The organism is Variovorax sp. GW458-11-26-14-LB1 (assembly GCF_059423965.1).
In genome coordinates this window covers 26,945-48,489 of sequence record NZ_JBWKYW010000025.1, presented here as the reverse complement: position 1 = coordinate 48,489, position 21,545 = coordinate 26,945, and the positions used below count along the sequence as shown (strand labels likewise).

At 67.7% G+C, this 21,545-nt stretch carries 20 protein-coding genes and 1 tRNA gene; 11 read left to right on the top strand and 10 right to left on the bottom strand.

Annotation, left to right across the window (positions count from 1 at the left end):
- The first annotated feature begins 17 nt into the window (after positions 1 to 17).
- Genes AC07YS_RS17735 through gmd form a run of 10 tightly spaced genes read left to right on the top strand, consistent with a single transcriptional unit; the run spans position 18 to position 11,429 of the window.
- Positions 18 to 1,331 carry a hypothetical protein gene (locus AC07YS_RS17735; protein WP_495268579.1) on the top strand — a complete coding sequence of 438 codons (1,314 nt, stop codon included), beginning with the start codon at positions 18 to 20 and terminating at the stop codon, positions 1,329 to 1,331.
- A 24-nt stretch (positions 1,332 to 1,355) separates the two neighbouring features.
- Positions 1,356 to 2,447: a glycosyltransferase gene (locus tag AC07YS_RS17730; protein ID WP_495268580.1), complete on the top strand. Its 1,092-nt coding sequence runs from the start codon at positions 1,356 to 1,358 to the stop codon at positions 2,445 to 2,447.
- Entirely contained in the window at positions 2,444 to 3,397 is a 954-nt protein-coding gene (locus AC07YS_RS17725) for a hypothetical protein (protein WP_495268581.1), read from the top strand. The genes AC07YS_RS17730 and AC07YS_RS17725 overlap by 4 nt, the downstream gene beginning before the upstream one ends.
- Before the next feature lie 25 nt (positions 3,398 to 3,422).
- The gene (locus AC07YS_RS17720; protein WP_495268582.1) at positions 3,423 to 4,379 is read left to right on the top strand and encodes a hypothetical protein; all 957 of its coding nucleotides are present in this window, start codon (positions 3,423 to 3,425) and stop codon (positions 4,377 to 4,379) included.
- Positions 4,376 to 5,644: a polysaccharide biosynthesis protein gene (locus tag AC07YS_RS17715; protein ID WP_495268583.1), complete on the top strand. Its 1,269-nt coding sequence runs from the start codon at positions 4,376 to 4,378 to the stop codon at positions 5,642 to 5,644. The genes AC07YS_RS17720 and AC07YS_RS17715 overlap by 4 nt, the downstream gene beginning before the upstream one ends.
- On the top strand, positions 5,641 to 6,915 hold the full coding sequence (locus tag AC07YS_RS17710) for a glycosyltransferase WbuB (RefSeq protein ID WP_495268584.1): 1,275 nt from the start codon (positions 5,641 to 5,643) through the stop codon (positions 6,913 to 6,915). Before AC07YS_RS17715 ends, AC07YS_RS17710 begins: the two co-directional genes overlap by 4 nt.
- On the top strand, positions 6,912 to 8,021 hold the full coding sequence (galE, locus tag AC07YS_RS17705; protein WP_495268585.1) for a UDP-glucose 4-epimerase GalE: 1,110 nt from the start codon (positions 6,912 to 6,914) through the stop codon (positions 8,019 to 8,021). Before AC07YS_RS17710 ends, galE begins: the two co-directional genes overlap by 4 nt.
- A 40-nt stretch (positions 8,022 to 8,061) precedes the next feature.
- Entirely contained in the window at positions 8,062 to 8,808 is a 747-nt protein-coding gene (locus AC07YS_RS17700; protein WP_070061303.1) for a LuxR C-terminal-related transcriptional regulator, read from the top strand.
- Between the two features lie 60 nt (positions 8,809 to 8,868).
- On the top strand, positions 8,869 to 10,356 hold the full coding sequence (locus tag AC07YS_RS17695; protein WP_495268586.1) for a mannose-1-phosphate guanylyltransferase/mannose-6-phosphate isomerase: 1,488 nt from the start codon (positions 8,869 to 8,871) through the stop codon (positions 10,354 to 10,356).
- Between the two features lie 35 nt (positions 10,357 to 10,391).
- Positions 10,392 to 11,429: a GDP-mannose 4,6-dehydratase gene (gene gmd, locus AC07YS_RS17690; RefSeq protein WP_495268587.1), complete on the top strand. Its 1,038-nt coding sequence runs from the start codon at positions 10,392 to 10,394 to the stop codon at positions 11,427 to 11,429.
- 120 nt (positions 11,430 to 11,549) lie between these two features.
- Here the strand turns inward: gmd and AC07YS_RS17685 are convergent.
- The 10 genes from AC07YS_RS17685 to uvrB form a co-directional block, all read right to left on the bottom strand.
- Positions 11,550 to 11,624 (bottom strand) — tRNA-Val (locus tag AC07YS_RS17685).
- Positions 11,625 to 11,699: 75 nt separating this feature from the next.
- The gene (dnaQ, locus tag AC07YS_RS17680; RefSeq protein WP_095745690.1) at positions 11,700 to 12,407 is read right to left on the bottom strand and encodes a DNA polymerase III subunit epsilon; all 708 of its coding nucleotides are present in this window, start codon (positions 12,405 to 12,407) and stop codon (positions 11,700 to 11,702) included.
- The gene (fdx, locus tag AC07YS_RS17675; protein ID WP_070061051.1) at positions 12,407 to 12,745 is read right to left on the bottom strand and encodes an ISC system 2Fe-2S type ferredoxin; all 339 of its coding nucleotides are present in this window, start codon (positions 12,743 to 12,745) and stop codon (positions 12,407 to 12,409) included. The genes dnaQ and fdx overlap by 1 nt, the downstream gene beginning before the upstream one ends.
- A 16-nt stretch (positions 12,746 to 12,761) precedes the next feature.
- Positions 12,762 to 14,624 carry a Fe-S protein assembly chaperone HscA gene (gene hscA / locus AC07YS_RS17670; protein ID WP_495268589.1) on the bottom strand — a complete coding sequence of 621 codons (1,863 nt, stop codon included), beginning with the start codon at positions 14,622 to 14,624 and terminating at the stop codon, positions 12,762 to 12,764.
- A 6-nt stretch (positions 14,625 to 14,630) separates the two neighbouring features.
- Positions 14,631 to 15,149: a Fe-S protein assembly co-chaperone HscB gene (gene hscB, locus AC07YS_RS17665; RefSeq protein WP_495268590.1), complete on the bottom strand. Its 519-nt coding sequence runs from the start codon at positions 15,147 to 15,149 to the stop codon at positions 14,631 to 14,633.
- A gap of 63 nt (positions 15,150 to 15,212) precedes the next feature.
- A complete protein-coding gene (gene iscA / locus AC07YS_RS17660) occupies positions 15,213 to 15,536 on the bottom strand; it encodes an iron-sulfur cluster assembly protein IscA (protein WP_007828190.1) in 324 nt (107 codons plus the stop codon).
- 1 nt (position 15,537) lies between these two features.
- Positions 15,538 to 15,960 (bottom strand): Fe-S cluster assembly scaffold IscU, encoded by a 423-nt coding sequence (iscU, locus tag AC07YS_RS17655; RefSeq protein ID WP_062473231.1) that lies wholly within the window; start codon positions 15,958 to 15,960, stop codon positions 15,538 to 15,540.
- A gap of 50 nt (positions 15,961 to 16,010) precedes the next feature.
- The gene (locus AC07YS_RS17650; protein WP_062473230.1) at positions 16,011 to 17,231 is read right to left on the bottom strand and encodes an IscS subfamily cysteine desulfurase; all 1,221 of its coding nucleotides are present in this window, start codon (positions 17,229 to 17,231) and stop codon (positions 16,011 to 16,013) included.
- A gap of 88 nt (positions 17,232 to 17,319) precedes the next feature.
- Positions 17,320 to 17,856: a Fe-S cluster assembly transcriptional regulator IscR gene (gene iscR / locus AC07YS_RS17645; RefSeq protein WP_056580055.1), complete on the bottom strand. Its 537-nt coding sequence runs from the start codon at positions 17,854 to 17,856 to the stop codon at positions 17,320 to 17,322.
- 238 nt (positions 17,857 to 18,094) lie between these two features.
- Positions 18,095 to 20,212, bottom strand: coding sequence for an excinuclease ABC subunit UvrB (gene uvrB, locus AC07YS_RS17640; RefSeq protein WP_495268591.1), 2,118 nt, complete (start codon positions 20,210 to 20,212; stop codon positions 18,095 to 18,097).
- 105 nt (positions 20,213 to 20,317) lie between these two features.
- On the opposite strand from uvrB, the gene AC07YS_RS17635 reads away from it, so the two are divergent.
- Positions 20,318 to 21,514, top strand: coding sequence for an amino acid aminotransferase (locus tag AC07YS_RS17635; RefSeq protein ID WP_495268592.1), 1,197 nt, complete (start codon positions 20,318 to 20,320; stop codon positions 21,512 to 21,514).
- Positions 21,515 to 21,545: the final 31 nt, after the last annotated feature.

Genomic DNA, 21,545 nt, shown 5'->3' with positions numbered 1-21,545 from the left:
CAGAAACGGACCTCGCCATGAGAACCCTCGTCTTCTGGTCCGGCATCGTCTGCGCCGCGCTGTGCGGGCTGATCGATCCTGTCTGGGGCTACGGGGTGGTGTTCGTGCTGACGGTGGTGCAGCTGTCGATGCTGGGCACCGCCAGCGACAGCGTGTTCCTGCTGATCCATTACACGGCGGTTCTCATCTACTTCTCGCTGGCGCCGGCGATGCAGATCGCGACCGACACCGACTTCTGGGAGGTCGGCATCGTCGGGCAGGCCGCGCACACGCAGGGGCTGATGCTCGTGCTGCTGTACATGGCCGGCGTGGAAGCCGCCCGGCTGGGCCTGCCCGAGCCGCCCGCCACGCCCCGGCCGGCGCAGCGCGCGCTCAGTGCCGGCGTCGCCCACCCCTTCCTGCTGCTGGCCTGCCTGGAGGTGGCGTTCGCCATGCTCTTCCTGCGCCCCGACATGAACTTCACGGCGCGCGGCGTGATTTCCGAAGAAGAAAGCGCGCCGGTCCAGTACATCGTCTATTCCACGCTGCCCAAGCTCATGGTGCTGCTGTGCTGCGTGGCGCTCGCGATCCACGCCACGCGCCAGCGCACGCTGTGGGCCTGGTGCGTCGCGGGCCTCGCCTTCGCGCTGGCCGCCATCGCCGCGAACCCGGTCAACACGGCGCGCCAGGTCATCCTGATCGGGCTGCTTCCGCTGCTCATCCACGCCCTGGGACGGCGCCACCGGTGGACGCTCGCCGCCGTGATCTTCGGCGCCATCGCGGGCCTGGGCCCGGTGCTGAACCTGATCTCGCGGGACGCCATGTGGGGCGCGGAGCTGGCGTCGTACCCCTTCAGCCAGGACTTCGACGCGATGTTCGTCGTCGCGGGCATCCTGGAGCGCGCGCCCTCGCCCGACCTCGGCTACGGGCGCTACCTGCTCTCGGCCTTCTCCTTCATCCTGCCGCGCGAACTGAAGATGTTCCCGGGCTACGACCCGCTCGGCTGGCCGGCCGTGCTGGGCAACTTCTCGCAGAGCAACCTGTCGCTGCCGCCCTTCACCACCGCCTACTTCGACTTCGGGCTGGCGGGCCCGGCCCTGCTTGGCTTCGCGGTCTCGGCGCTCTTTCGCCTCGTCGACAAGGCTGTCGACCCGCAACGCACGCTGACGGCCGGCTACCTGTGCGCGCTGGTGCTGCTGGCGGCCTACGTGCCGTTCCTGCGCGGGCCGATCCTGGGCTGGGGACCGTTCGCCGTCTCGGGGCTGGTCGCGGCCGTCGTCGCCGGCAGCCTCGCGGCGTGGTTCCGCAGGCCGGCCCCCCGCCCGGCGCGCGCCAGCCTGCCGACCGCATGAGAACGCACGCACGCAGGAGCGACCATGGCCACCTACCTCTTCTACGACACGATCCGGCTCAACGCGTCGGCGGGCGGGGTGCTGAACGTGTCCGAGGTGCTGCTCGAGAGCATGCGCGACGCGCCGGGCCACGAGGTGCAGCCGATCAGCGAGCGCCATCCGCACCTGTACGCGGCCGCACGGCGGCTGAAGATCAGCCGCTTCATCCTCGACACACTGCTCTACAACATCCACCTGATGCGCGGGTGGCTGCGCGGGGAGCGCGTGTACTCGCTGTTCCCGAACTACTTCCTGCCCTTCTCGCTGCTGGCGCCCTTCGGCCGCCACCGGGATTCGATCGTGGTGGTGCACGACGTGCAGTACAAGTCGTACCCGCAGTACTTCAGCGCGCGCAAGCGCCTCTGGCTCGACTGGAACCTGCGCCGCGTCGCGCGCAGCGCCGCCGACGTGGTCTTCATCAGCCGCAGCAGCCAGGAAGATTTCGAGCGGCACTTCAGGCGCTGCGAGCACCCGGCGGTGATCTTCAATCCCGTGGATGCGGGTGCCGTCGCCGCTAGCGCCGACAGCACGGCAGCGCCCGACGGGCGCTACCTGATCGCGGCCTACCACTACTACCCGCACAAGAACTTCGAAGGCATCCTGAAGCTCTTCGTGCGCATGAAGCGCCAGGGCCTGGTCGACTACCTCGACATCACCGGCAACGGCGCCAAGGAGGTCGAACGCATGATCTCGGCCATGGCGCCCGCGTTCCGCGGCTGCGTGCGACACCGCGGGCTGGTGTCGCGGGACGAACTCCTGCGGCTGTACCGGGGCGCGACGGCCTTCATCTCGCTGTCCACCTTCGAGGGCTTCAACCTGTCGGCCGCCGAGGCGGCCACGCTGGGCGTGCCGCTGCTGCTCTCGGACCTTCCGGTGCACCGCGAGCTCTTCGCGGGCTACGCGTTCTTCATCGGCAACGAATTCGTCGGCCTCGGCAGCATCGAGCGCTACCTGGCCGCGCACCAGCGCACACGCCCCGCATGGTCGCTCTCCCGGGCCTGCACGCCGGGCGCGGTGGCCGCGAGTTACCTCAGGCTGAAGCGCGGCGACGCGTCGCTGGCGAGGGCCACGCCATGACGAACCGCGCACGCTCCCTGCTTCGCGCGCTCGCGGCGCTGGCGCTCGGGCTGGCCGCGTGGGCGCGGCCGGCCGTCGCCGCACTGCCCGAAACGCAGGGCGTGCCGGGCTTCGGCGTGATGGTGCATTACCTGCCCGACAAGCAGTCCATCGCCGGCATCGGGCGCTTCGACGTCGACGCCTTCGCCGCCGAACTCGCCGGGATGCGCGCCAGCCATCTCATCCTCACGCTCGGACAGAACAACGGCCAGTTCATCGCGCCGAACGCCGCCCTCGAAGCGCTGTGCCCGCGCAGCGCCGCGCACCGTTCGCCGCGCGACCTGCCGATGGAGATCGGCCGCGCGCTGCGCCGCCACGGCATCGCGCTGATCCTCTACCTGCCGTTCCGTGCGCCGCAAGGGGATGCCTACCTGATGGAATGCCTGGGCGACGTCTCCGAGCAGCAGCCACCGCCGACGCGCTTCATCGCCGCCTGGTCGGCGGTGATCGACAGCTGGTCGCAGCACTACGGCCCACTCGCCACCGGCTGGTGGTTCGACGGCGTCTACAACACGACGGGCATGACGGCGCGCGACTGGGAGCGGTTCTGCGCTGCCGCGCGCAGCGGCGCACCCACCCGGTGGCTGGCCTTCAACGCCGGCGAGGGGGCGGCGCGCTTCAGCCTCAAGAGCGCGCCGTGCCAGAACCTCATGGCGGGCGAGTACCTGCAGCCCGCCGCACGCCTGGCCTCGCCGCCCTCCGAACTCCGGCTGCATGTGCTGACGCCGCTGGGCGCCTCCTGGGCCCAACCGAGTGCGCCGCGCTTCTCGGCCGCGCAGCTGCGCAGCTGGATCGGCGACGCGAACGCGCGGGGCGGAATGCTCACGCTCGACATGCCGCTGGACGCCGACTTCCACTTTCTTCCCGCCCACGTCGCGCTGGTACGCAGCGCCACCGCGCCGCGGCCCTGACCCGTACCAACCCGCTTGCCCGACCATGGACCACGCCCTCCCCTTCATCGTTGTGGAAGACCGCCAGAACACGGCCCTGCGCCTGTGCTGCGAATCCGCGGCCATGGCGCAGGAGCAGCTGGTCGTCCTGTCGGATACGGACGCTGGGCCCGCGTACGAACGCTTCTGCCAGGCCTACGTGCACCTGTCGAGCAACACGCCGGCGTTCGAGAAGATCTGCTTCCGGCGCTACTTCCTCCTGGCGAACCATCTCGCAGCGCACCCCGATTGCCGTGCCTTCGTGCTGATCGACAGCGACGTGCTGCTGTTCAACGGCGTCGGCGCCCACATTGCGCGCCTGGTGGGCAGTGCCGATTTCTCCGGCTCCAGCATCCTGCCCACGGACGGCTGGAACCCCTGCCAGATCTCGCCGCACGTGAGCTACTGGACGGCGGCCGGCCTGCAGGACTTCGTCGCCTGCCTCCTGCGCATGTACAGCACGCCCGCCGGCCTGCACCAGCTGCGCGAGATCGCCGAGCGCTTCGCGACCCGCAGCGTGCGCGGCGGGGTGTCCGACATGACGCTGCTGTACCTGTGGGCGCAGGCCAGCGGCAACACGGTGCCGATCAACCGGGTGTTCGACGGCCAGGTGATCGACCACAACGTCAACGGCGGCACCAACCACTTCGTGCGCGAGTTCCGCGTGCGCGGCGGCGCCAAGCGCCTGGCCTTCGTCGACGGCCAGCCCTGCCTGCAGACGCCGGCGGGCGACACGGTGCGCGTGCTCGCGCTGCACTTCCAGGGCGCCGCCAAGCTGGCGATGCAGCCCGCGCTGCATCGCCGCGTGTACACGGTCGCGGCGCTGACCTGGGCACTGCAGATGGCGCGCCGGGCCAAGAACAACGCGCACCGGATCGCCTCGCGCGCGCGCCGCATGGCCGACACCCTGGGCTTCGCAGACGCGCCGGCGGCCAAGCACCCTGCGGACGGGAGCACGCCATGAAGCCAGCCGCCGGCACCTCGTTCGCCCTGCCCGGCATCCGCCTGGCGCAGCGCCTGGGGCTGGGGGCGCTCGCGTCGCGGCTGTATGTGTACCTGTCGGGTTTCCTGGCGATCTTCCTGATCGCGGCGCAGGTGGCGCCCGCGCGCTTCGGCGAGTACTCCGTCTACCAGTCGGTGCTCGAAGTGGCGCTGGTCGTGGGCACGCTGGGCAGTTCGCTGCTGTTCTCGCGCAATGCCGCGAGCGTGCCGCCCCGCGTGACCCGCGGCGACCTGGTGCGCACGCTGGCGATCGGGCTGCCGCTGGCCGCACTGCTCGCGGCCGGCGTCGTGGGGGCGCAGCGCCTGCCGGTGGCCGGTGCGCCCTTCGTGCTGATCGTGCTGTCGCTCGCGGTCTTCGCCTTCAACAGCCTGCGCCTGTCGTACAGCCGGGGCCTGGGCCATGCGGGCCTGCTCAACCTGGAGTCGGGCGTGCGCGCGACCGTGCTGGTGCTGGGCGTGGCGACGCTCGCTGCGCTCGGCCTGGAGATCGGCGTGGCGCACCTGCTCGCCATCAACCTGCTGGCCTTGGTGCTCGTGGGCGCGGCCATCTTCCTGCCGGCGAACGGCGCGGCGCCGCCGGCCGGGCCGCCCGTGCTGGCGCTCGCGTCGCAGGCCAGCGCCACGGTGTATGCGCTGCTGACCTTCCTGCTGCGCAAGTCGGACCTGCTGCTCGTGGCGCTCTTCATGCCGCTGGGCTACGTGGGCGCGTTCAAGCTGGCCTTTCTTCTGGCAGAGGCGCCCTCGCAGTTCGTGCAGGCCTTTCTCGTCACGAAGACGCCGGCGATGCTGGACGCCAACGCGGGCAACCTGACGATCGAGAAGCTGCGGCTGGCGCGGCATTCGTTCCTGCTCGGCTGCGTGCTCTTCGTGGGGCTGGCGGGGCTGATGGCGGTGGCCGCGCCGCTGCTGAAGCTCGGCCCCGATGCGCGCGACATCTTCGTGTGCATCGCGCCGTACTTCCTGCTGAGGACCTACACGGTCCATCACGAAACGATGCTCGCGCTCAACGCCACGATGGGCTCGCTCGGGTGGTGGACGCTGCTGGAGTTCGCGCTGCGGCTGGCCTCGTATGGCGTCGTGATCTCGCTCTTTCCGGACAAGCCGCACTACGTCTTCTTCATCGCCTTCGTCACCGACTTCGTGCTGTACGAGCTGCGCATGCGCGCGCTGTTCGGCTTCTTTCCGATCGTGCGCCTGCTGCGCCCGGCCATGGGGAGGTCGCCGTGAAGATCCTGCTGTACTCGATGAACTTCGCGCCCGAGCTGGCCGGCATCGGCAAGTACTCGGGCGAGATGGCCGACTGGCTCCAGGCCCGGGGCCACGACGTGCGCGTGATCGCGGCGCCGCCCTTCTTCCCGCACTGGGCGGTGTTCGAGGGCCATTCGGCCTGGGCCTATCGCAAGACCACCGGGCGCAACGGCCTCACGGTCTGGCGCGCGCCCACCTGGGTGCCTTCGCAACCGCGTGCGCTGGCGCGCGTGGCGCACCTGTGCTCGTTCATGCTGTCGAGCATGCCGCTGCTGCTGGCGCAGGCGCGCTGGAAGCCCGATCTTGTGTTCGTCGTGGAGCCGCCGCTTTTCTGCGCGCCCGCGGTGCTGTGCTTCGCGAAGCTGCTCGGCATCAGGTCGTGGCTGCACATCCAGGACTTCGAAGTCGATGCGGCGTTCGGCCTGGGCCTCGTGCGCGGCGCGGGCGTGCGGCGTGTCGCGCTGTCGCTGGAGCGATGGCTGCTGGCGAGGTTCGACCGCGTTTCGACCATCTCGGCGGCCATGGTCGACAAGGCCAGGAGCAAGGGCATCGGCGAAGGCCGGCTCGTTCTCTTTCCGAACTGGGTGGACGTCTCGGCGATCCGTCCCGCCCCCCGCGCGGCCGATGGCTACAGAGCCGAGCTGGTGGGCATTGCGCCCGATGCCGTGGTCGTGCTCTATGCGGGCAGCCTGGGCGCCAAGCAGGGCATCGAACTGCTGGCCGAGGCGGCGGGCCTGCTCGCCGACCGGCAAAACATTCACTTCGTCATCTGCGGCAACGGCCCGAGCCGCGCCTCGCTGATGTCGGCCTGCGCCGGCCTGGACCGCGTGCACTTCCTCGACCTGCAGCCCGCCGAACGGCTCAACGAACTGCTGGGCACGGCCGACATCCACGTGCTGCCGCAGCGCGCCGATGCCGCCGACCTCGTGATGCCCTCGAAGCTGGCCGGCATGTTCGCGAGCGGCAAGGCCGTGATCGCCACGGCGCACCCCGGCACCGAACTCGCCCGCGTGGTCGCGGACCGTGGCGTCGTGGTGCCCCCGGGCGATGCGGCCGTGCTGGCCGACGCGATCGCGCAGCTCGCGTGCTCGCCGGGCCTGCGCCAGGCGCTCGGTGCGGCGGGCCGCGCGTTCGCGCAGACGGAACTCGACCAGGACGCCATCTTGTCGCGCCTCGAACAAGAGCTGCTTCGCTGCGTGGCGGACCGAGGCACGGCCACGCCATCCCCACTGCGCGAGTCCCAACCATGACCCACTCAAAGATTCTGGTGACGGGTGGCGCCGGCTTCGTCGGAAGCCACGCCTGCGTGGCGTTGATCGCGGCCGGCTACCTGCCGGTGGTGCTGGACACGCTGGTCAACAGCGACCCGCGCTCGCTGGAGCGCGTGGCACGCATCTGCGGCGTGCAGCCGCAGCTCGTGCGCGGCGACGTGCGCGACGCGGCGGTGCTCGACCGCGTGTTCGCCGAGCACGGGGTCGACGCGGTGCTGCATCTGGCGGGGCTGAAGGCGGTCAGCCGCTCGGTGAGCGACCCGCTCGGCTACTACGACGTCAACGTGGCGGGCAGCCTCGCGCTGGCGCGGGCCATGGAGCGCGCCGGCGTGCGCACGCTGATCTTCTCGTCCTCGGCCACGGTCTACGGCGACATCCCGCGCTCGCCGATACGGGAAAGCGCGTCGTACGCGGCCGTGAACCCCTACGGGCGCTCCAAGGTGATGGTGGAGCGCATGCTCGCGGACCTCGCCCGCTCCGATCCGCGCTGGGGCATCGCGTGCCTGCGTTTCTTCAACCCCATCGGCGCGCACGAGAGCGGCCTGCTGGGCGAACACCCGCAGGGACCGCCCGACAACCTGGTGCCGTATGTCTCGCAGGTCGCGGTGGGCGAGCGCGGGCACGTCGTCGTGCACGGCAACGACTACGAGACGCACGACGGCACCGGTGTGCGCGACTACGTGCACGTGATGGACGTGGCCGAAGGCCATGTGGCGGCCCTGCGGTACGCGACGCTGCATCGGGGCCTGCTCACCGTGAACCTGGGCACGGGACACGGCGCGTCGGTGCTCGACGTGATCGCGGCCTTCGAACGCGCATGCGGGCACCGCATCGCGGTGCACATCGGTCCGCGCCGTCCCGGCGATGCCCCGGCCTACTGGGCGGACGTGCAGCACGCCCAGGACCGGCTCGGCTGGCGCGCGCAGCGCAGCCTGGACCAGATGTGCGCCGACAGCTGGCGCTGGCAGCTGGCGAACCCGCGCGGCTTCGACGAACCGGTGCCGGGCTTCCCGGTCCGCGCCGCCGACGGCACCGCACCGACCGCCGTTCCTCACTTACTTCAACCGGGGCAAGAACATGGCTGAAAACACGCTCACACCCTCTGGCGACCCCACCCCCGCCGTGATGGCGCCGCGCCGCCCGGGCCCGTCCGCCCCCGTATGCGCGCCCGCCGCGAGGCTATGGCCGGACTTCATGACGGGCCAGGAAAAATCGCCGGTGCGCGTGCTGCTCATCGACGACGACGAGTACATGCGCCGGGTGATCGCCCAGGAGTTGCTGTCGGACCTGCGCATCCAGCTCGAAGGCCAGGCCGACAGCATCCGCGAGGGGCGCAAGCTCTTGGCCACGCATGCGTTCGACGTGCTGATGGTCGACCTGCGGCTCAGCGACGGCATGGGCTTCGAGCTGATCGCCGAGGCGCGCCGTCACCATGGCAACGGCGAGATCATCGTGATCTCCGCGCTCGAGGACGATGCCCACGTGCTGCGCGCCTTCGAGCTGGGCGCCACGGGCTATCTGCTGAAGAACGCCTGGCTGCAGAGCTTTGCCGATGCCGTGCTGCACGTGGTGAACGGCGGCGCCGTCATCACGCCGCGGCTCGCGCGGCGCCTGCTGCACCGCCTGAACCACCAGCCCCGCGAGCCGCAGCCCGCCGACGACGCATCGCCGCCGCGCGACACGACGCTGACACCGCGCGAGAGCCAGGTCCTTCGCCACGTGGCGTCGGGCTACGTCTCGGCGGAGATCGGCGCCAAGCTCGGCATCACGGGCCAGACGGTCAACGTGCACATCAAGAGCATCTACAAGAAGCTGCATGTGCATTCGCGCGCCCAGGCGGTGAACCTCGCCGTTCACACGGGCCTGATCTGAGCGGCACATCCACGAAGCGATCCGGTTCGTCACCCACTGCACACACAAAGGCTGGTCACCATGAACACCCCCACCATTCATCCCGTGGTCCTGTGCGGCGGCAGCGGCACGCGGCTGTGGCCGCTATCGCGCAAGGCCTTTCCCAAGCAGTTCGCACCGATCGTGGGCAACAAGAGCCTGCTGCATCTCACGCTCGAACGGCTCGCGACCCTGAACCGGACGATCACCTGCGTTGCGTCGGAAGAGCACCGCTTCCTGGTGCGCGAGGCGATCGAGAACGCGCACGCGCAGGGCCGCCAGATCCTCGAGCCCGTGCCCCGCAACACGGCCGCCGCGATGGCCGCGGCGGCCCTGCTGGCCGAGCCCGACGACCTGCTGCTCTTTGCGCCCGCGGACCACCACATTCCCGACGTGGCGCTGTTCGAAGCCACGATGCGCAGCGGCGTCGAAGCAGCCCTGGCAGGCAAGATCGTCACCTTCGGCATCGCGCCCAGCTTTCCGAGCACGGCCTACGGGTACATCGAGGCGGCCGGGGCCACGGGCCATGGCCCCAGCCACGCGGTGGCGCGCTTCGTCGAGAAGCCGACGGCGGCGGTGGCCGCGGCGCTGATCCTGCAGGGCAACTACTGCTGGAACGCGGGCATCTTCCTGGTCCAGGCGCGCACGCTGGTCGCGGCCCTGCGCACGCATGCGCCCGACATCCTCGCCACCTGCGAACGCGCGACCGCCGCGGTGTCGGTCGACGGCAGCTTCGTGCGGCTGGACCGTGAGGCCTTCGAAGGCTGCCGCAGCGACAGCATCGACTACGCGGTGCTCGAAAAGCACGCCGACGTCGCGGTGGTGCGCTTCGAAGGCGCCTGGAGCGACGTGGGCAGCTGGAACGCGGTGGCCCAGCTGCACCCGGCCGACGAGGCGGGCAACCGCGTGAGCGGCGCGGGCAGCGTGCTGAACTCGCGCAACACCTTCGTCCACGCGCCGCACCGGCCGGTGGTGGCGCTGGGCACCGAGGACCTGATCATCGTGGACACGCCGGACGCGGTGCTGGTCGCCGGCGCGGACTGCGCCGAACAGGTGGCCGAGGTGGTGCGCATGCTGGCGCGCGAGGGCACGGTCGAGGCCACCGAGCATCGCCGCGTGGTGCGGCCCTGGGGCGCCTACGACAGCATCGACACCGGCGAGCGCTTCCAGGTAAAGCACCTGACCGTCAAGCCCGGCGGCAAGCTGTCGCTGCAGATGCACCACCACCGCGCCGAGCACTGGATCGTCGTCAAGGGCACGGCCAAGGCCACGCGCGGCGGCGAAGTGCTGCTGGTGCGGGAGAACGAGTCGATCTACCTGCCCTCGGGCACCATCCACCGGCTGGAGAACCCCGGCAAGACGATGCTGGAAGTGATCGAGGTACAGACCGGCAGCTATCTCGGCGAAGACGACATCGTGCGCTTCGATGACACCTACGGCCGCTGCCCCGCGGCCGAGAAGCGCGAGGCGCTCGCGCTGCAAGCGGCCCTGCAGCCCGCGGCCGAGCGCGGCGTCGATGCGCCGGCCTGACCCGTCCCTTCCCTTCCTCTCACCTCATTGAAGCCATGAAAAAACGTGCTGTCGTCACTGGCATTACCGGACAGGACGGGGCGTACCTGGCCGAGCTGCTGCTGGGCAAGGGCTACACCGTCTACGGAACCTTCCGCCGAACCAGTTCGGTGAACTTCTGGCGCATCGAGTCGCTCGGCATCCAGGACCATCCGGAGCTTCATCTCGTGGAGTACGACCTGACGGACCTGGGCAGTTCGATCACGCTCATTCGCGATGCGCAGCCCGACGAGGTCTACAACCTGGCGGCGCAGAGCTACGTGGGCGCGAGCTTCAACCAGCCCGAAGCCACCACGAACATCAACGGACTGGGCACCCTCCACCTGCTCGACGCGATCCGCCTGACGGACCGCGGCATCAGGTACTACCAGGCCTCGACGTCGGAGATGTTCGGCAACGTCCAGGCCATTCCGCAGAAGGAAGACACGCCCTTCTATCCACGCAGCCCGTATGGCGTCTCCAAGCTCTTCGCCCACTGGATGACGATGAACTACCGCGAGAGCTACGGGCTCTTCGCTTGCTGCGGCATCCTCTTCAACCACGAGAGTCCGTTGCGCGGCCGCGAATTCGTGACACGCAAGGTCACCGACGCGGCGGCCAAGATCCGGCTCGGCAAGCTCGATGTGCTCACGCTGGGCAACATGGACGCCAAGCGCGACTGGGGCTATGCGAAGGAATACGTCGATGGCATGTGGCGCATGCTGCAGGCCGACAAGCCGGACAACTATGTGCTCGCCACCAACCGCACGGAAACCGTGCGGGATTTCGTCGACATGGCGTTCAGGGCCGCGGGCTACGAGCTCCGGTTCGAAGGGTCGGCGCAGGAAGAGGTCGCCATCGACCGCGAGACCGGCAAGGTCCTCGTGAGGGTCGACCCGAAGTTCTATCGCCCGGCGGAGGTGGAACTGCTCATCGGCGATGCGTCGCATGCCAGGAGGACGCTGGGCTGGGAGCCGCGGACGACGCTGGAGGAGCTGTGCGCGATGATGGTGGAGGCCGACTTGCAGCGCAACCGCGAAGGCCGCTCCTTCTGAGCGCGGCAGACCCGTCCTGAATGGCATCAGGATTTGCGCGGGACCCACAAAAACGGCACCCGAAGGTGCCGCCTGAAACGAAAACGGCACCTGATGGTGCCGTCTGTCGTAGGTCTGAAATGGTGGGCGGTGGAGGCTTCGAACCTCCGACCCCAGCAGTGTGAATGCTGTGCTCTACCCCTGAGCTAACCGCCCTGAGACACTGCTTTTGAGTTCAGTGTCTTGAACACGTATCGCGTTGTGCGAAGCCTCAGATTATGCCATAGCTTTTCAGCTGTTTTGGCGAAATAAAGTTTTTCCGCCGCTGGATTTGTCGAGTTGCGACAACACGGCCTCGTGCGCGCTGAGTTCATGCTCGGCCGCCGCGATCACCGGCAGCTCGAACTGGCTCAGGTCGATGGCCACGACCGTCGTGCCCTGCGCGGGCTCGTTCGAGGCCACGTCGATCAGCAGTGCGTCCTGCCCGCGCGTGAGGTTGATGTAGACGTCGGCGAGCAGCTGCGCGTCGAGCTTGGCGCCGTGGAAGGTGCGGTTCGAGCGGTCGACACCGAAGCGGTCGCACAGCGCGTCGAGCGAATTGCGCTTGCCCGGGTAGACCAGCTTGGCCATGGCCAGCGTGTCGGTCACTTCGCTCACGAAGGTCTTGAGCGGCGGCAGGCCGGCGCGCTCGAATTCCTTGTTGAGGAAGCCGACGTCGAAGGCCGCGTTGTGGATGATGAGCTCGGCGTCGCGCAGGTACTCGATGATGTCCTTGCCCAGCGTGGCGAACTTCGGCTTGTCGCGCAGGAAGTCGGTGGTCAGGCCGTGGACCTTGAGCGCGTCCTCGTGGCTCTCGCGCTCCGGGTTGAAGTAGATGTGCAGGTCGTTGCCGGTGAGCTTGCGCGCGAACAGCTCCACGCAGCCCAGTTCGATGATGCGGTCGCCGTTCTCCGCAGACAGCCCCGTGGTTTCGGTATCGAGAACGATCTGGCGCGACATCAGTGGTTTTCCTTGGCGTGGTTGATCGAGTACTTAGGAATCTCGATCGTCACATTCTCCTGCGCCAGGATCGACTGGCAACTCAGGCGCGATTGCGGCTCCAGGCCCCAGGCGCGGTCGAGCAAATCTTCTTCGCCCTCTTCCGCTTCGTTCAGCGAGTCGAAGCCCGCGCGCACGATCACGTGGCAGGTGGTGCAGGCGCAGCTCATCTCGCAGGCGTGCTCGATGTTGATGTCGTGGTCGAGCAGGGCCTCGCAGATCGAGGTGCCGGCGGGCGCGGTGATCTCGGCGCCTTGCGGGCAGTACTCGGGATGCGGGTAGATCTTGATCGTGGGCATGAAGGATTTGTTCTGTCTACAGGGATTCGACCTTGCGGCCCGCGAGCGCGCGTGCAATGCCCGCGTTCATGCGCTGGGCGGCGAAGGCTTCGGTGTCGTTGGCCAGTGCCTTCGTGGCGGCTTCGATCACGGCGGCTTCGTTGCTGCTCTTGGCAACTTCACGCAGCCGCGCCATCGAGGCGTCGATGGCAGCGCGTTCTTCGGCGCTCAGCAGGCCGCCGTCGGCATCGAGCGCGCTCTGCGTGGCCAGCAGCATGCGGTCGGCATCGACGCGCGATTCCACCAGCGCACGGGCCTGCATGTCCTGCTGGGCGGTGGAGAAGCTTTCCTGCAGCATGGTCGCGATCTGGTCGTCCGACAGGCCGTACGACGGCTTGACTGCCACGCTGGCCTCGACACCGCTGCCCTGCTCCTTGGCGCTCACGCTCAGCAGGCCGTCGGCGTCGACGGTGAAGGTCACGCGGATGCGCGCCGCGCCGGCCGCCATCGGCGGGATGCCGCGCAGCGTGAAGCGCGCGAGGCTGCGGCAGTCGGACACGAGGTCGCGCTCGCCCTGCACCACGTGCAACGCCAACGCGGTCTGGCCGTCCTGGTAGGTGGTGAAGTCCTGTGCCATCGCGGTCGGAATGGTCTGGTTGCGCGGTACGATGCGCTCGACCAGGCCGCCCATGGTCTCGATGCCGAGCGACAGCGGGATCACGTCGAGCAGCAGCAGTTCGCCCGCGCCGTTGTTGCCGGCCAGTTGGTTGGCCTGGATGGCGGCGCCGAGCGCGACGACCTCGTCGGGGTTCAGGTTGATCAGCGGCTCGCGGCCGAAATAGGCGGCCACCGCGCTGCGGATCTGCGGCATGCGCGTGGAGCCGCCGACGAGCACGATGCCCTGCAATTCCTCGGGCTTGAGCTTGGCGTCGCGCAACGCCTTGCGCACGGCCGCGAGGGTGCGGTCGGTGAGCGCCTGCGTGGCGGCAAAGAACTGCGCGCGCGTCAGCGTGAACTCGGCATGGCCGCCCGCCAGCGCGGCGCTGAAGAGGGTCGACTCGGCATCGGTCAGTGCTTCCTTGGCGGCGCGCGCGGCCACGAGCAGCGCGGCGCGGTCGTTGTCGCTGCCGGCCTGGCGACCGGTCTGCGCGAGCACGAAGTCGGCGATGGCATGGTCGTAGTCGTCGCCGCCCAGGGCCGAATCGCCACCCGTGGCAATCACTTCGAACACGCCCTGCGTGAGCCGCAGGATCGAGATGTCGAAGGTGCCGCCGCCCAGGTCGTAGACCGCGTAGACACCTTCGCTCGCGTTGTCCAGGCCGTAGGCGATGGCGGCGGCGGTCGGCTCGCTGATCAGGCGCAGCACGTTCAATCCCGCGAGCTGCGCCGCGTCCTTGGTCGCCTGGCGCTGGCCTTCGTCGAAGTACGCCGGCACGGTGATGACGGCACCGTAGAGCTCGTCGTCGAAGGTGTCTTCGGCGCGGTAGCGCAGCGTGGCCAGGATCTCGGCGCTGATCTCGACGGGCGACTTCTCGCCGGCCGAGGTCTGCACCTTGACCATGCCGCCGTCGTCACCGCCGATGCGGTACGACATGGCATCGCGGTTCGCGATGTCGGCCAGGCCACGGCCCATGAGCCGCTTGACCGAGGTGATGGTGTTGGCGGGGTCCTGTGCGCGTGCAGCCACGGCCTCGAAGCCGATCTGGCGGCGGTCGCCGTCGAGGTAGCGCACGGCCGAGGGCAGCAGCACGCGGCCCTGGTCGTCGGGCAGGCATTCGGCCACGCCGTTGCGCACCGAGGCCACCAGCGAATGCGTGGTGCCAAGGTCGATGCCCACGGCGATGCGGCGCTGGTGCGGATCGGGCGCCTGGCCGGGTTCGGAAATCTGAAGAAGAGCCATAAGGGCTTATTGTCCCAACTGATCGAGTTTTGTTTCGACGTCCTGGCTGAAGCGCTCAATGAACATGAGGGCTCTCACCTGCTGCACGGCGCCGGGGTAGTCGCCCTTTTCGTCGATCAGCCAGTCGAGCGACGAGAGTGCGCGGGCGCGCGTGGTTTCGACGTCCGCCTGCAGCACCTCGACGGCGGCGATGTCGCGGGCGTCGTCGAGCGCTTCGCGCCACTCCATCTGCTGCATGAGAAAGGCACCCGGCATCGCCGTGTTGTTCTCCGCATTCAGCGGTGCGCCGTTGAGTTCGCAGATGTAGCTCGCGCGGCGGATCGGGTCTTTCAACCGCTGGTAGGCCTCGTTGATGCGCACCGACCACTGCATGGCCACGCGCTGCGCGGCGGCACCCTGCGCGGCAAAGCGGTCCGGGTGCGCCTCGCGCTGCAGCTCCTTCCAGCGCGCGTCGAGCACGGCGCGGTCCTGCGCGAAGGTCGCCGGGACGGCGAACAGTTGGAAGTCGGTGTCGTTCAGGTTCATGGCAAGAAAAAACCGCCAGCACATGACATGGTGGCGGCTGTGGTCGCGGTCAGCGACGACGCATCAGATGCGAAAACTTTCGCCGCAGCCGCAGCGATCACGTTCGTTCGGGTTGATGAACTTGAAGCCCTCGTTCAGGCCTTCGCGCACGAAGTCGAGCTGCGTGCCGTCGATGTAGGCCAGGCTCTTCGGGTCGACCAGCACCTTCACGCCGTGGTCTTCGAACACCACGTCTTCAGGCGTGAACTCGTCGACGTACTCGAGCTTGTAGGCCAGGCCCGAGCAGCCGGTGGTCTTCACGCCCAGCCGCACGCCCACGCCCTTGCCTCGTTTGCCGAGGTAGCGGGTGACGTGGCGCGCAGCGGCTTCGGTCAGCGTGACGGCCATCTCAGTGAACAGCAGCTTCGGCGGTCGACTCGGGGGTCTTGGCGCCGTGCTTGGCCTTGTAGTCGCTCACGGCCGCCTTGATGGCGTCTTCCGCGAGGATCGAGCAGTGGATCTTGACCGGCGGCAGTGCCAGTTCTTCGGCAATTTGCGCGTTCTTGAGGGCCGCCGCTTCGTCGAGCGTCTTGCCCTTGACCCATTCGGTCACGAGCGACGACGAGGCGATGGCCGAGCCGCAGCCGTAGGTCTTGAAGCGCGCGTCTTCGATCACGCCGGTTTCGGGGTTGACCTTGATCTGCAGCTTCATCACGTCGCCGCAAGCCGGTGCGCCGACCATGCCGGTGCCCACCGAGTCGTCGCCCTTTTCGAAGGAGCCGACATTGCGGGGATTTTCGTAGTGGTCGATGACCTTGGAAGAATATGCCATGGTGTACCTCTCAAACTTTGTTCAATCGTGGAGCCTTGGGCTGGCCTGGGTCAGTGGGCCGACCACTGGATCGTGCTGATGTCGACGCCGTCCTGGAACATCTCCCACAGGGGGCTCAGCTCGCGCAGCTTGGCGACGTTGTGCTTGATGGTCGAGATGGCGTAGTCGATTTCTTCTTCGGTCGTGAAACGGCCGATGGTCATGCGCAGGCTGCTGTGGGCCAGCTCGTCGCTGCGGCCCAGGGCGCGCAGCACATAGCTGGGCTCCAGGCTGGCCGAGGTGCAGGCCGAACCCGACGACACCGCCAGGCCCTTGATGCCCATGATCAACGACTCGCCTTCGACGTAGTTGAAGCTCATGTTCAGGTTGTGCGGAACGCGGCGCTCGAGGTCGCCGTTGATGAAGACCTGCTCGACATCCTTCAGGCCGTCGAGCAGGCGCTTCTGCAGGCGGGCCGCATGGGCGATGTCGTCCTTCATCTCGAGCTTGGCGATGCGGTAGGCCTCGCCCATGCCAACGATCTGATGCGTGGGCAGCGTGCCCGAACGCATGCCGCGCTCATGGCCACCGCCGTGCATCTGCGCTTCGAGGCGGATGCGCGGCTTGCGGCGCACGTACAGCGCGCCGATGCCCTTGGGGCCGTAGGTCTTGTGCGAAGCCAGGCTCATCAGGTCGATGGGCAGCTTCGTGATGTCGATGTCGATCTTGCCGGTGGCCTGGGCCGAGTCGACGTGGAAGATCACGCCCTTTTCGCGGCAGGCATTGCCCAGCGCGACCACGTCCTGGATCACGCCGATTTCGTTATTCACGAACAGCACGCTGGCCAGGATGGTGTCGGGACGGATGGCCGCCTTGAACTTCTCGAGATCGACGAGGCCGTTTTCCTCGACGTCGAGGTAGGTCACTTCGAAGCCCTGGCGCTCGAGTTCGCGCATGGTGTCGAGCACGGCCTTGTGCTCGGTCTTCAGGGTGATCAGGTGCTTGCCCTTGCCCTTGTAGAAGTGGGCCGCGCCCTTGAGCGCCAGGTTGATCGACTCGGTGGCGCCCGACGACCAGACGATTTCACGCGGGTCGGCGTTGATCAGGTCGGCCACCTGGCCGCGCGCCTTCTCGACCGCCTCTTCGGCTTCCCAGCCCCAGGCGTGGCTGCGCGATGCCGGGTTGCCGAAATGTTCGCGCAACCAGGGAATCATGGCGTCGACCACACGCGGGTCGACCGGCGTGGTGGCGCCGTAATCGAGATAGATCGGGAAATGAGGAGTGACGTCCATGGCTGGCTCGGGCTGGCGTGGGGGGTTGTGTTCTGGGATCAGGGCAAACTCAGGGCGATGCCCGCAGACATCGCCGGACTCATCGGGGTCAGGACTTCGCGAAGACGTTGCCGAGGGCGAAGACCGAATTCGGTGCGTTCACGCGGATGGGCTTGACCACCGGCTGGGCCGAGATGGCGCGCTTGACGACCGGCTTGTTCTCGATCTGCACGCCCTTGGCGATCTGGTCGTCGACCAGCTTCTGCAGCGTGACGGAGTCGAGGAACTCGACCATGCGCTGGTTCAGCGAGGCCCAGAGTTCGTGCGTCATGCAGCGACCCTGTTCACCGAGGCAGTTTTCCTTGCCGCCGCACTGGGTGGCATCGATCGGCTCGTCGACGGACACGATGATGTCGGCGACCGTGATGTCCGCCGCCTTGCGTCCGAGGCTGTAGCCGCCGCCGGGTCCGCGGGTCGACTCGACCAGCTCGTGGCGGCGCAGTTTGCCGAACAGCTGTTCGAGGTACGACAACGAAATCTGCTGCCGCTGGCTGATCGCAGCCAGCGTGACCGGACCGGTGTTCTGACGCAACGCCAGATCGATCATTGCTGTGACCGCAAAACGGCCTTTGGTAGTGAGACGCATCGCAAGCTCCTTCAAGTGCTTACCGTTGAAATGACACCACAGCCTTGGGCCGCGGTGACTTCGTCTCCGCCCTGCCCGACCCCGACGCTGGTGAACCAGCCGGTAGGAGTCGGTCCTTCATCGCGAAGTTCTTTGTTGTTGAGTATTTCGGTCAAGTATAGCAGAAGCCCCTGAGATCTGCTCGGGTAAACCCCAGCGCGGTTCGCTTGAAGAAAGCGAACTTATGGCCTAGCCGAAATCAGGACGCCAAACCGGCGATGTTGTCGCCGCCCGACGCCCCGAAAGCCTGCTCGCGCAGCAGCGCCAGCTGGTCGCGCACCCGGGCCGCTTTTTCGAACTCGAGGTTGCGGGCGTGCTCCAGCATCTGCTTTTCGAGCCGCTTGATTTCCCGGGCAATGTCCTTTTCGCTCATGTCCTCGACCTTGGCGCGTTCCAGGTCGAGCTTGGCCATTTCCTTGCCGGTCTTCTCGCTGTAGACGCCGTCGATCAGGTCGCGCACCTGCTTCACGATGCTGCGCGGCGTGATGCCGTTCGCCTCGTTGTGGGCGATCTGCCGGTTGCGGCGGCGCTCGGTCTCGCCCATGGCCTTCTTCATCGACTCGGTCATCCGGTCGGCATAAAGAATGGCCTTGCCGTTCAGGTTGCGCGCCGCGCGGCCGATGGTCTGGATCAGCGAGCGCTCCGCGCGCAGGAAGCCTTCCTTGTCGGCATCGAGGATCGCCACCAGCGACACCTCGGGAATGTCCAGCCCCTCGCGCAGCAGGTTGATGCCCACCAGCACGTCGAAGGTGCCCAGGCGCAGGTCGCGCAGGATCTCGACCCGCTCCACCGTGTCGACGTCGCTGTGCAGGTAGCGCACCTTCACGCCGTTGTCGCCCAGGTAGTCGGTGAGCTGCTCGGCCATGCGCTTGGTCAGCGTGGTGATCAGCACGCGCTCGTTCTTGTCGACGCGGATGCGGATCTCACCCAGCACGTCGTCGACCTGGTGCGTGGCGGGACGCACCTCGACCTCGGGGTCGATCAGCCCGGTCGGCCGCACCAGCTGCTCGACGACGTTGCCGGCGTGGTCCTTTTCGTACTGCGCCGGCGTGGCCGACACGAAGATGCACTGGCGCACCCGCTTTTCGAACTCCTCGAGCTTGAGCGGCCGGTTGTCCAGCGCGCTCGGCAGCCGAAAGCCGTACTCGACCAGCGTGACCTTGCGCGCCCGGTCGCCGTTGTACATGGCGCTGAGCTGGCCGACCATCTGGTGGCTCTCGTCGAGGAACATCAGCGCGTCCTTCGGCATGTAGTCGGTGAGCGTGGGCGGCGGGTCGCCGGGCTGCGCGCCCGAAAGGTGCCGCGTGTAGTTCTCGATGCCCTTGCAATGGCCGATTTCGGCCAGCATTTCCAGGTCGAAGCGCGTGCGCTGCTCCAGCCGCTGCGCCTCGACCAGCTTGCCGGAGCCGGTCAGTTCCTTGAGCCGGCCGGCCAGCTCGATCTTGATGGTTTCGACGGCCGCCAGCACCTTGTCGCGCGGCGTCACGTAGTGGCTCGACGGGTACACCGTGAAGCGCGGCACCTTCTGGCGGATGCGCCCGGTGAGCGGATCGAACAGCTGCAAAGATTCGATCTCGTCGTCGAACAGCTCGAAGCGGATCGCCAGTTCGCTGTGCTCGGCCGGAAACACGTCGATGGTGTCGCCGCGCACCCGGAACGTGCCGCGCGCAAAGTCCTGCTCGTTGCGCGTGTACTGCATGCGGATGAGCCGCGAGATCAGGTCGCGCTGGCCGACCTTGTCGCCGACGCGGGCGATCAGCCGCATCTCCATGTAGTCCTCGGGCGTGCCGATGCCGTAGATGGCGCTCACCGTGGCCACGATGACCGTGTCGCGCCGCTCCAGCACGCTCTTGGTGGCCGACAGGCGCATCTGCTCGATGTGCTCGTTGATCGAGGAGTCCTTCTCGATGAACAGGTCGCGCTGCGGCACGTAGGCCTCGGGCTGGTAGTAGTCGTAGTAGCTCACGAAGTACTCGACGGCGTTCTTCGGGAAGAACTCGCGGAATTCGCTGTACAGCTGCGCCGCCAGTGTCTTGTTGGGCGCGAACACGATGGCCGGGCGCCCCAGCCGGGCGATCACGTTGGCCATGGTGAAGGTCTTGCCCGAGCCGGTCACGCCCAGCAGGGTCTGGAACACCTCGCCGTCGAGCACCCCGGCCACCAGGCCGTCGATGGCCGCGGGCTGGTCGCCCGCCGGTGGATAGGGCTGGAACAGCTCGAACGGCGAATCGGGGTAGCGGATGAATTCGCCCTGCTTCGCCGGCCCGATGGGGTCGAGTTTCTTCAGGTCTGCTATGGCTTCGGTGTTCTCTGGCATGGCTGTTCCCGACAGGTGGCGTGGCGCCGGTAAAATTCAAGGCAACCGGAAAGGATAAAGCCTCCTCCGGTTGCCAGCGAAGCTTTCATCCCAAAGGACCTTTCCATGTCTATGTTCACCGCGGTCGAAATGGCGCCGCGCGACCCGATCCTCGGCCTCAACGAGCAATTTGCAGCCGACACCAACCCCAACAAGGTCAATCTCGGCGTCGGCGTGTATTACGACGACAACGGCAAGCTGCCCCTGCTCCAGTGCGTGCAGGCCGCAGAGCAGAACATGATGAAGGCCCCCTCGGCCCGCGGCTACCTGCCGATCGACGGCATCGTGGCCTACGACAACGCCGTCAAGGGCCTGGTCTTCGGCCCCGAGAGCGAGCCCGTCACCTCCGGCCGCGTGGCCACCATCCAGGCCATCGGCGGCACCGGCGGCCTGAAGGTCGGCGCCGACTTCCTCAAGAAGCTCAACCCCAACGCCACCGTGCTGATCAGCGACCCGAGCTGGGAAAACCACCGCGCGCTGTTCACCAACGCCGGCTTCACGGTCGAAAGCTACCCCTACTACGACGCCGCCCAGCGCGGCATCAACTTCGACGGCATGCTGGCCGCCCTGAACGCGGCACCGGCCGGCACCATCGTCGTGCTGCACGCCTGCTGCCACAACCCGACCGGCTACGACATCACGCCCGAGCAGTGGGACCAGGTGGTCGCCGCCGTCAAGGCCAAGGGCCTCGTGCCCTTCCTCGACATGGCCTACCAGGGCTTCGGCTACGGCCTGAAGGAAGACGGCGCGGCGGTTGCCAAGTTCGTCGATGCCGGCCTGACCTTCTTCGTCTCCACCTCGTTCTCCAAGAGCTTCAGCCTGTACGGCGAGCGCGTCGGCGCCCTGTCGGTGCTGTGCGAGAACAAGGAAGAAGCCGGCCGCGTGCTGTCGCAACTCAAGATCGCAATCCGCACCAACTACAGCAACCCGCCGATCCACGGCGGCGCCGTGGTGGCCGCGGTGCTCGGCACCCCCGAGCTGCGCGCCCTGTGGGAAAAGGAACTGGGCGAGATGCGCGTGCGCATCAAGGCCATGCGCCAGAAGCTGGTCGACGGCCTGAAGGCCGCCGGCGTGAAGGAAGACATGAGCTTCATCACCACCCAGATCGGCATGTTCAGCTACTCGGGCCTGACCAAGGACCAGATGGTGCGCCTGCGCAACGAGTTCGGCGTGTACGGCACCGACACCGGCCGCATGTGCGTCGCCGCGCTCAACAGCAAGAACATCGACTACGTCTGCGCGTCGATTGCGAAGGTCATCTAGGTGACAACCGGGTGTGAGTGAATCGACTTTT

Excerpts from the sequence above, each read along its gene's own strand:
- AC07YS_RS17735 (WP_495268579.1), top strand. The coding sequence starts at position 18 with ATGAGAACCCTCGTCTTCTGGTCCGGCATCGTCTGCGCCGCGCTGTGC.
- AC07YS_RS17730 (WP_495268580.1), top strand. The coding sequence starts at position 1,356 with ATGGCCACCTACCTCTTCTACGACACGATCCGGCTCAACGCGTCGGCG.
- AC07YS_RS17725 (WP_495268581.1), top strand. The coding sequence starts at position 2,444 with ATGACGAACCGCGCACGCTCCCTGCTTCGCGCGCTCGCGGCGCTGGCG.
- AC07YS_RS17720 (WP_495268582.1), top strand. The coding sequence starts at position 3,423 with ATGGACCACGCCCTCCCCTTCATCGTTGTGGAAGACCGCCAGAACACG.
- AC07YS_RS17715 (WP_495268583.1), top strand. The coding sequence starts at position 4,376 with ATGAAGCCAGCCGCCGGCACCTCGTTCGCCCTGCCCGGCATCCGCCTG.
- galE (WP_495268585.1), top strand. The coding sequence starts at position 6,912 with ATGACCCACTCAAAGATTCTGGTGACGGGTGGCGCCGGCTTCGTCGGA.
- AC07YS_RS17700 (WP_070061303.1), top strand. The coding sequence starts at position 8,062 with ATGGCGCCGCGCCGCCCGGGCCCGTCCGCCCCCGTATGCGCGCCCGCC.
- AC07YS_RS17695 (WP_495268586.1), top strand. The coding sequence starts at position 8,869 with ATGAACACCCCCACCATTCATCCCGTGGTCCTGTGCGGCGGCAGCGGC.
- gmd (WP_495268587.1), top strand. The coding sequence starts at position 10,392 with ATGAAAAAACGTGCTGTCGTCACTGGCATTACCGGACAGGACGGGGCG.
- dnaQ (WP_095745690.1), bottom strand. The coding sequence starts at position 12,407 with ATGTCGCGCCAGATCGTTCTCGATACCGAAACCACGGGGCTGTCTGCG.
- fdx (WP_070061051.1), bottom strand. The coding sequence starts at position 12,745 with ATGCCCACGATCAAGATCTACCCGCATCCCGAGTACTGCCCGCAAGGC.
- hscA (WP_495268589.1), bottom strand. The coding sequence starts at position 14,624 with ATGGCTCTTCTTCAGATTTCCGAACCCGGCCAGGCGCCCGATCCGCAC.
- hscB (WP_495268590.1), bottom strand. The coding sequence starts at position 15,149 with ATGAACCTGAACGACACCGACTTCCAACTGTTCGCCGTCCCGGCGACC.
- iscA (WP_007828190.1), bottom strand. The coding sequence starts at position 15,536 with ATGGCCGTCACGCTGACCGAAGCCGCTGCGCGCCACGTCACCCGCTAC.
- iscU (WP_062473231.1), bottom strand. The coding sequence starts at position 15,960 with ATGGCATATTCTTCCAAGGTCATCGACCACTACGAAAATCCCCGCAAT.
- AC07YS_RS17650 (WP_062473230.1), bottom strand. The coding sequence starts at position 17,231 with ATGGACGTCACTCCTCATTTCCCGATCTATCTCGATTACGGCGCCACC.
- iscR (WP_056580055.1), bottom strand. The coding sequence starts at position 17,856 with ATGCGTCTCACTACCAAAGGCCGTTTTGCGGTCACAGCAATGATCGAT.
- uvrB (WP_495268591.1), bottom strand. The coding sequence starts at position 20,212 with ATGCCAGAGAACACCGAAGCCATAGCAGACCTGAAGAAACTCGACCCC.
- AC07YS_RS17635 (WP_495268592.1), top strand. The coding sequence starts at position 20,318 with ATGTCTATGTTCACCGCGGTCGAAATGGCGCCGCGCGACCCGATCCTC.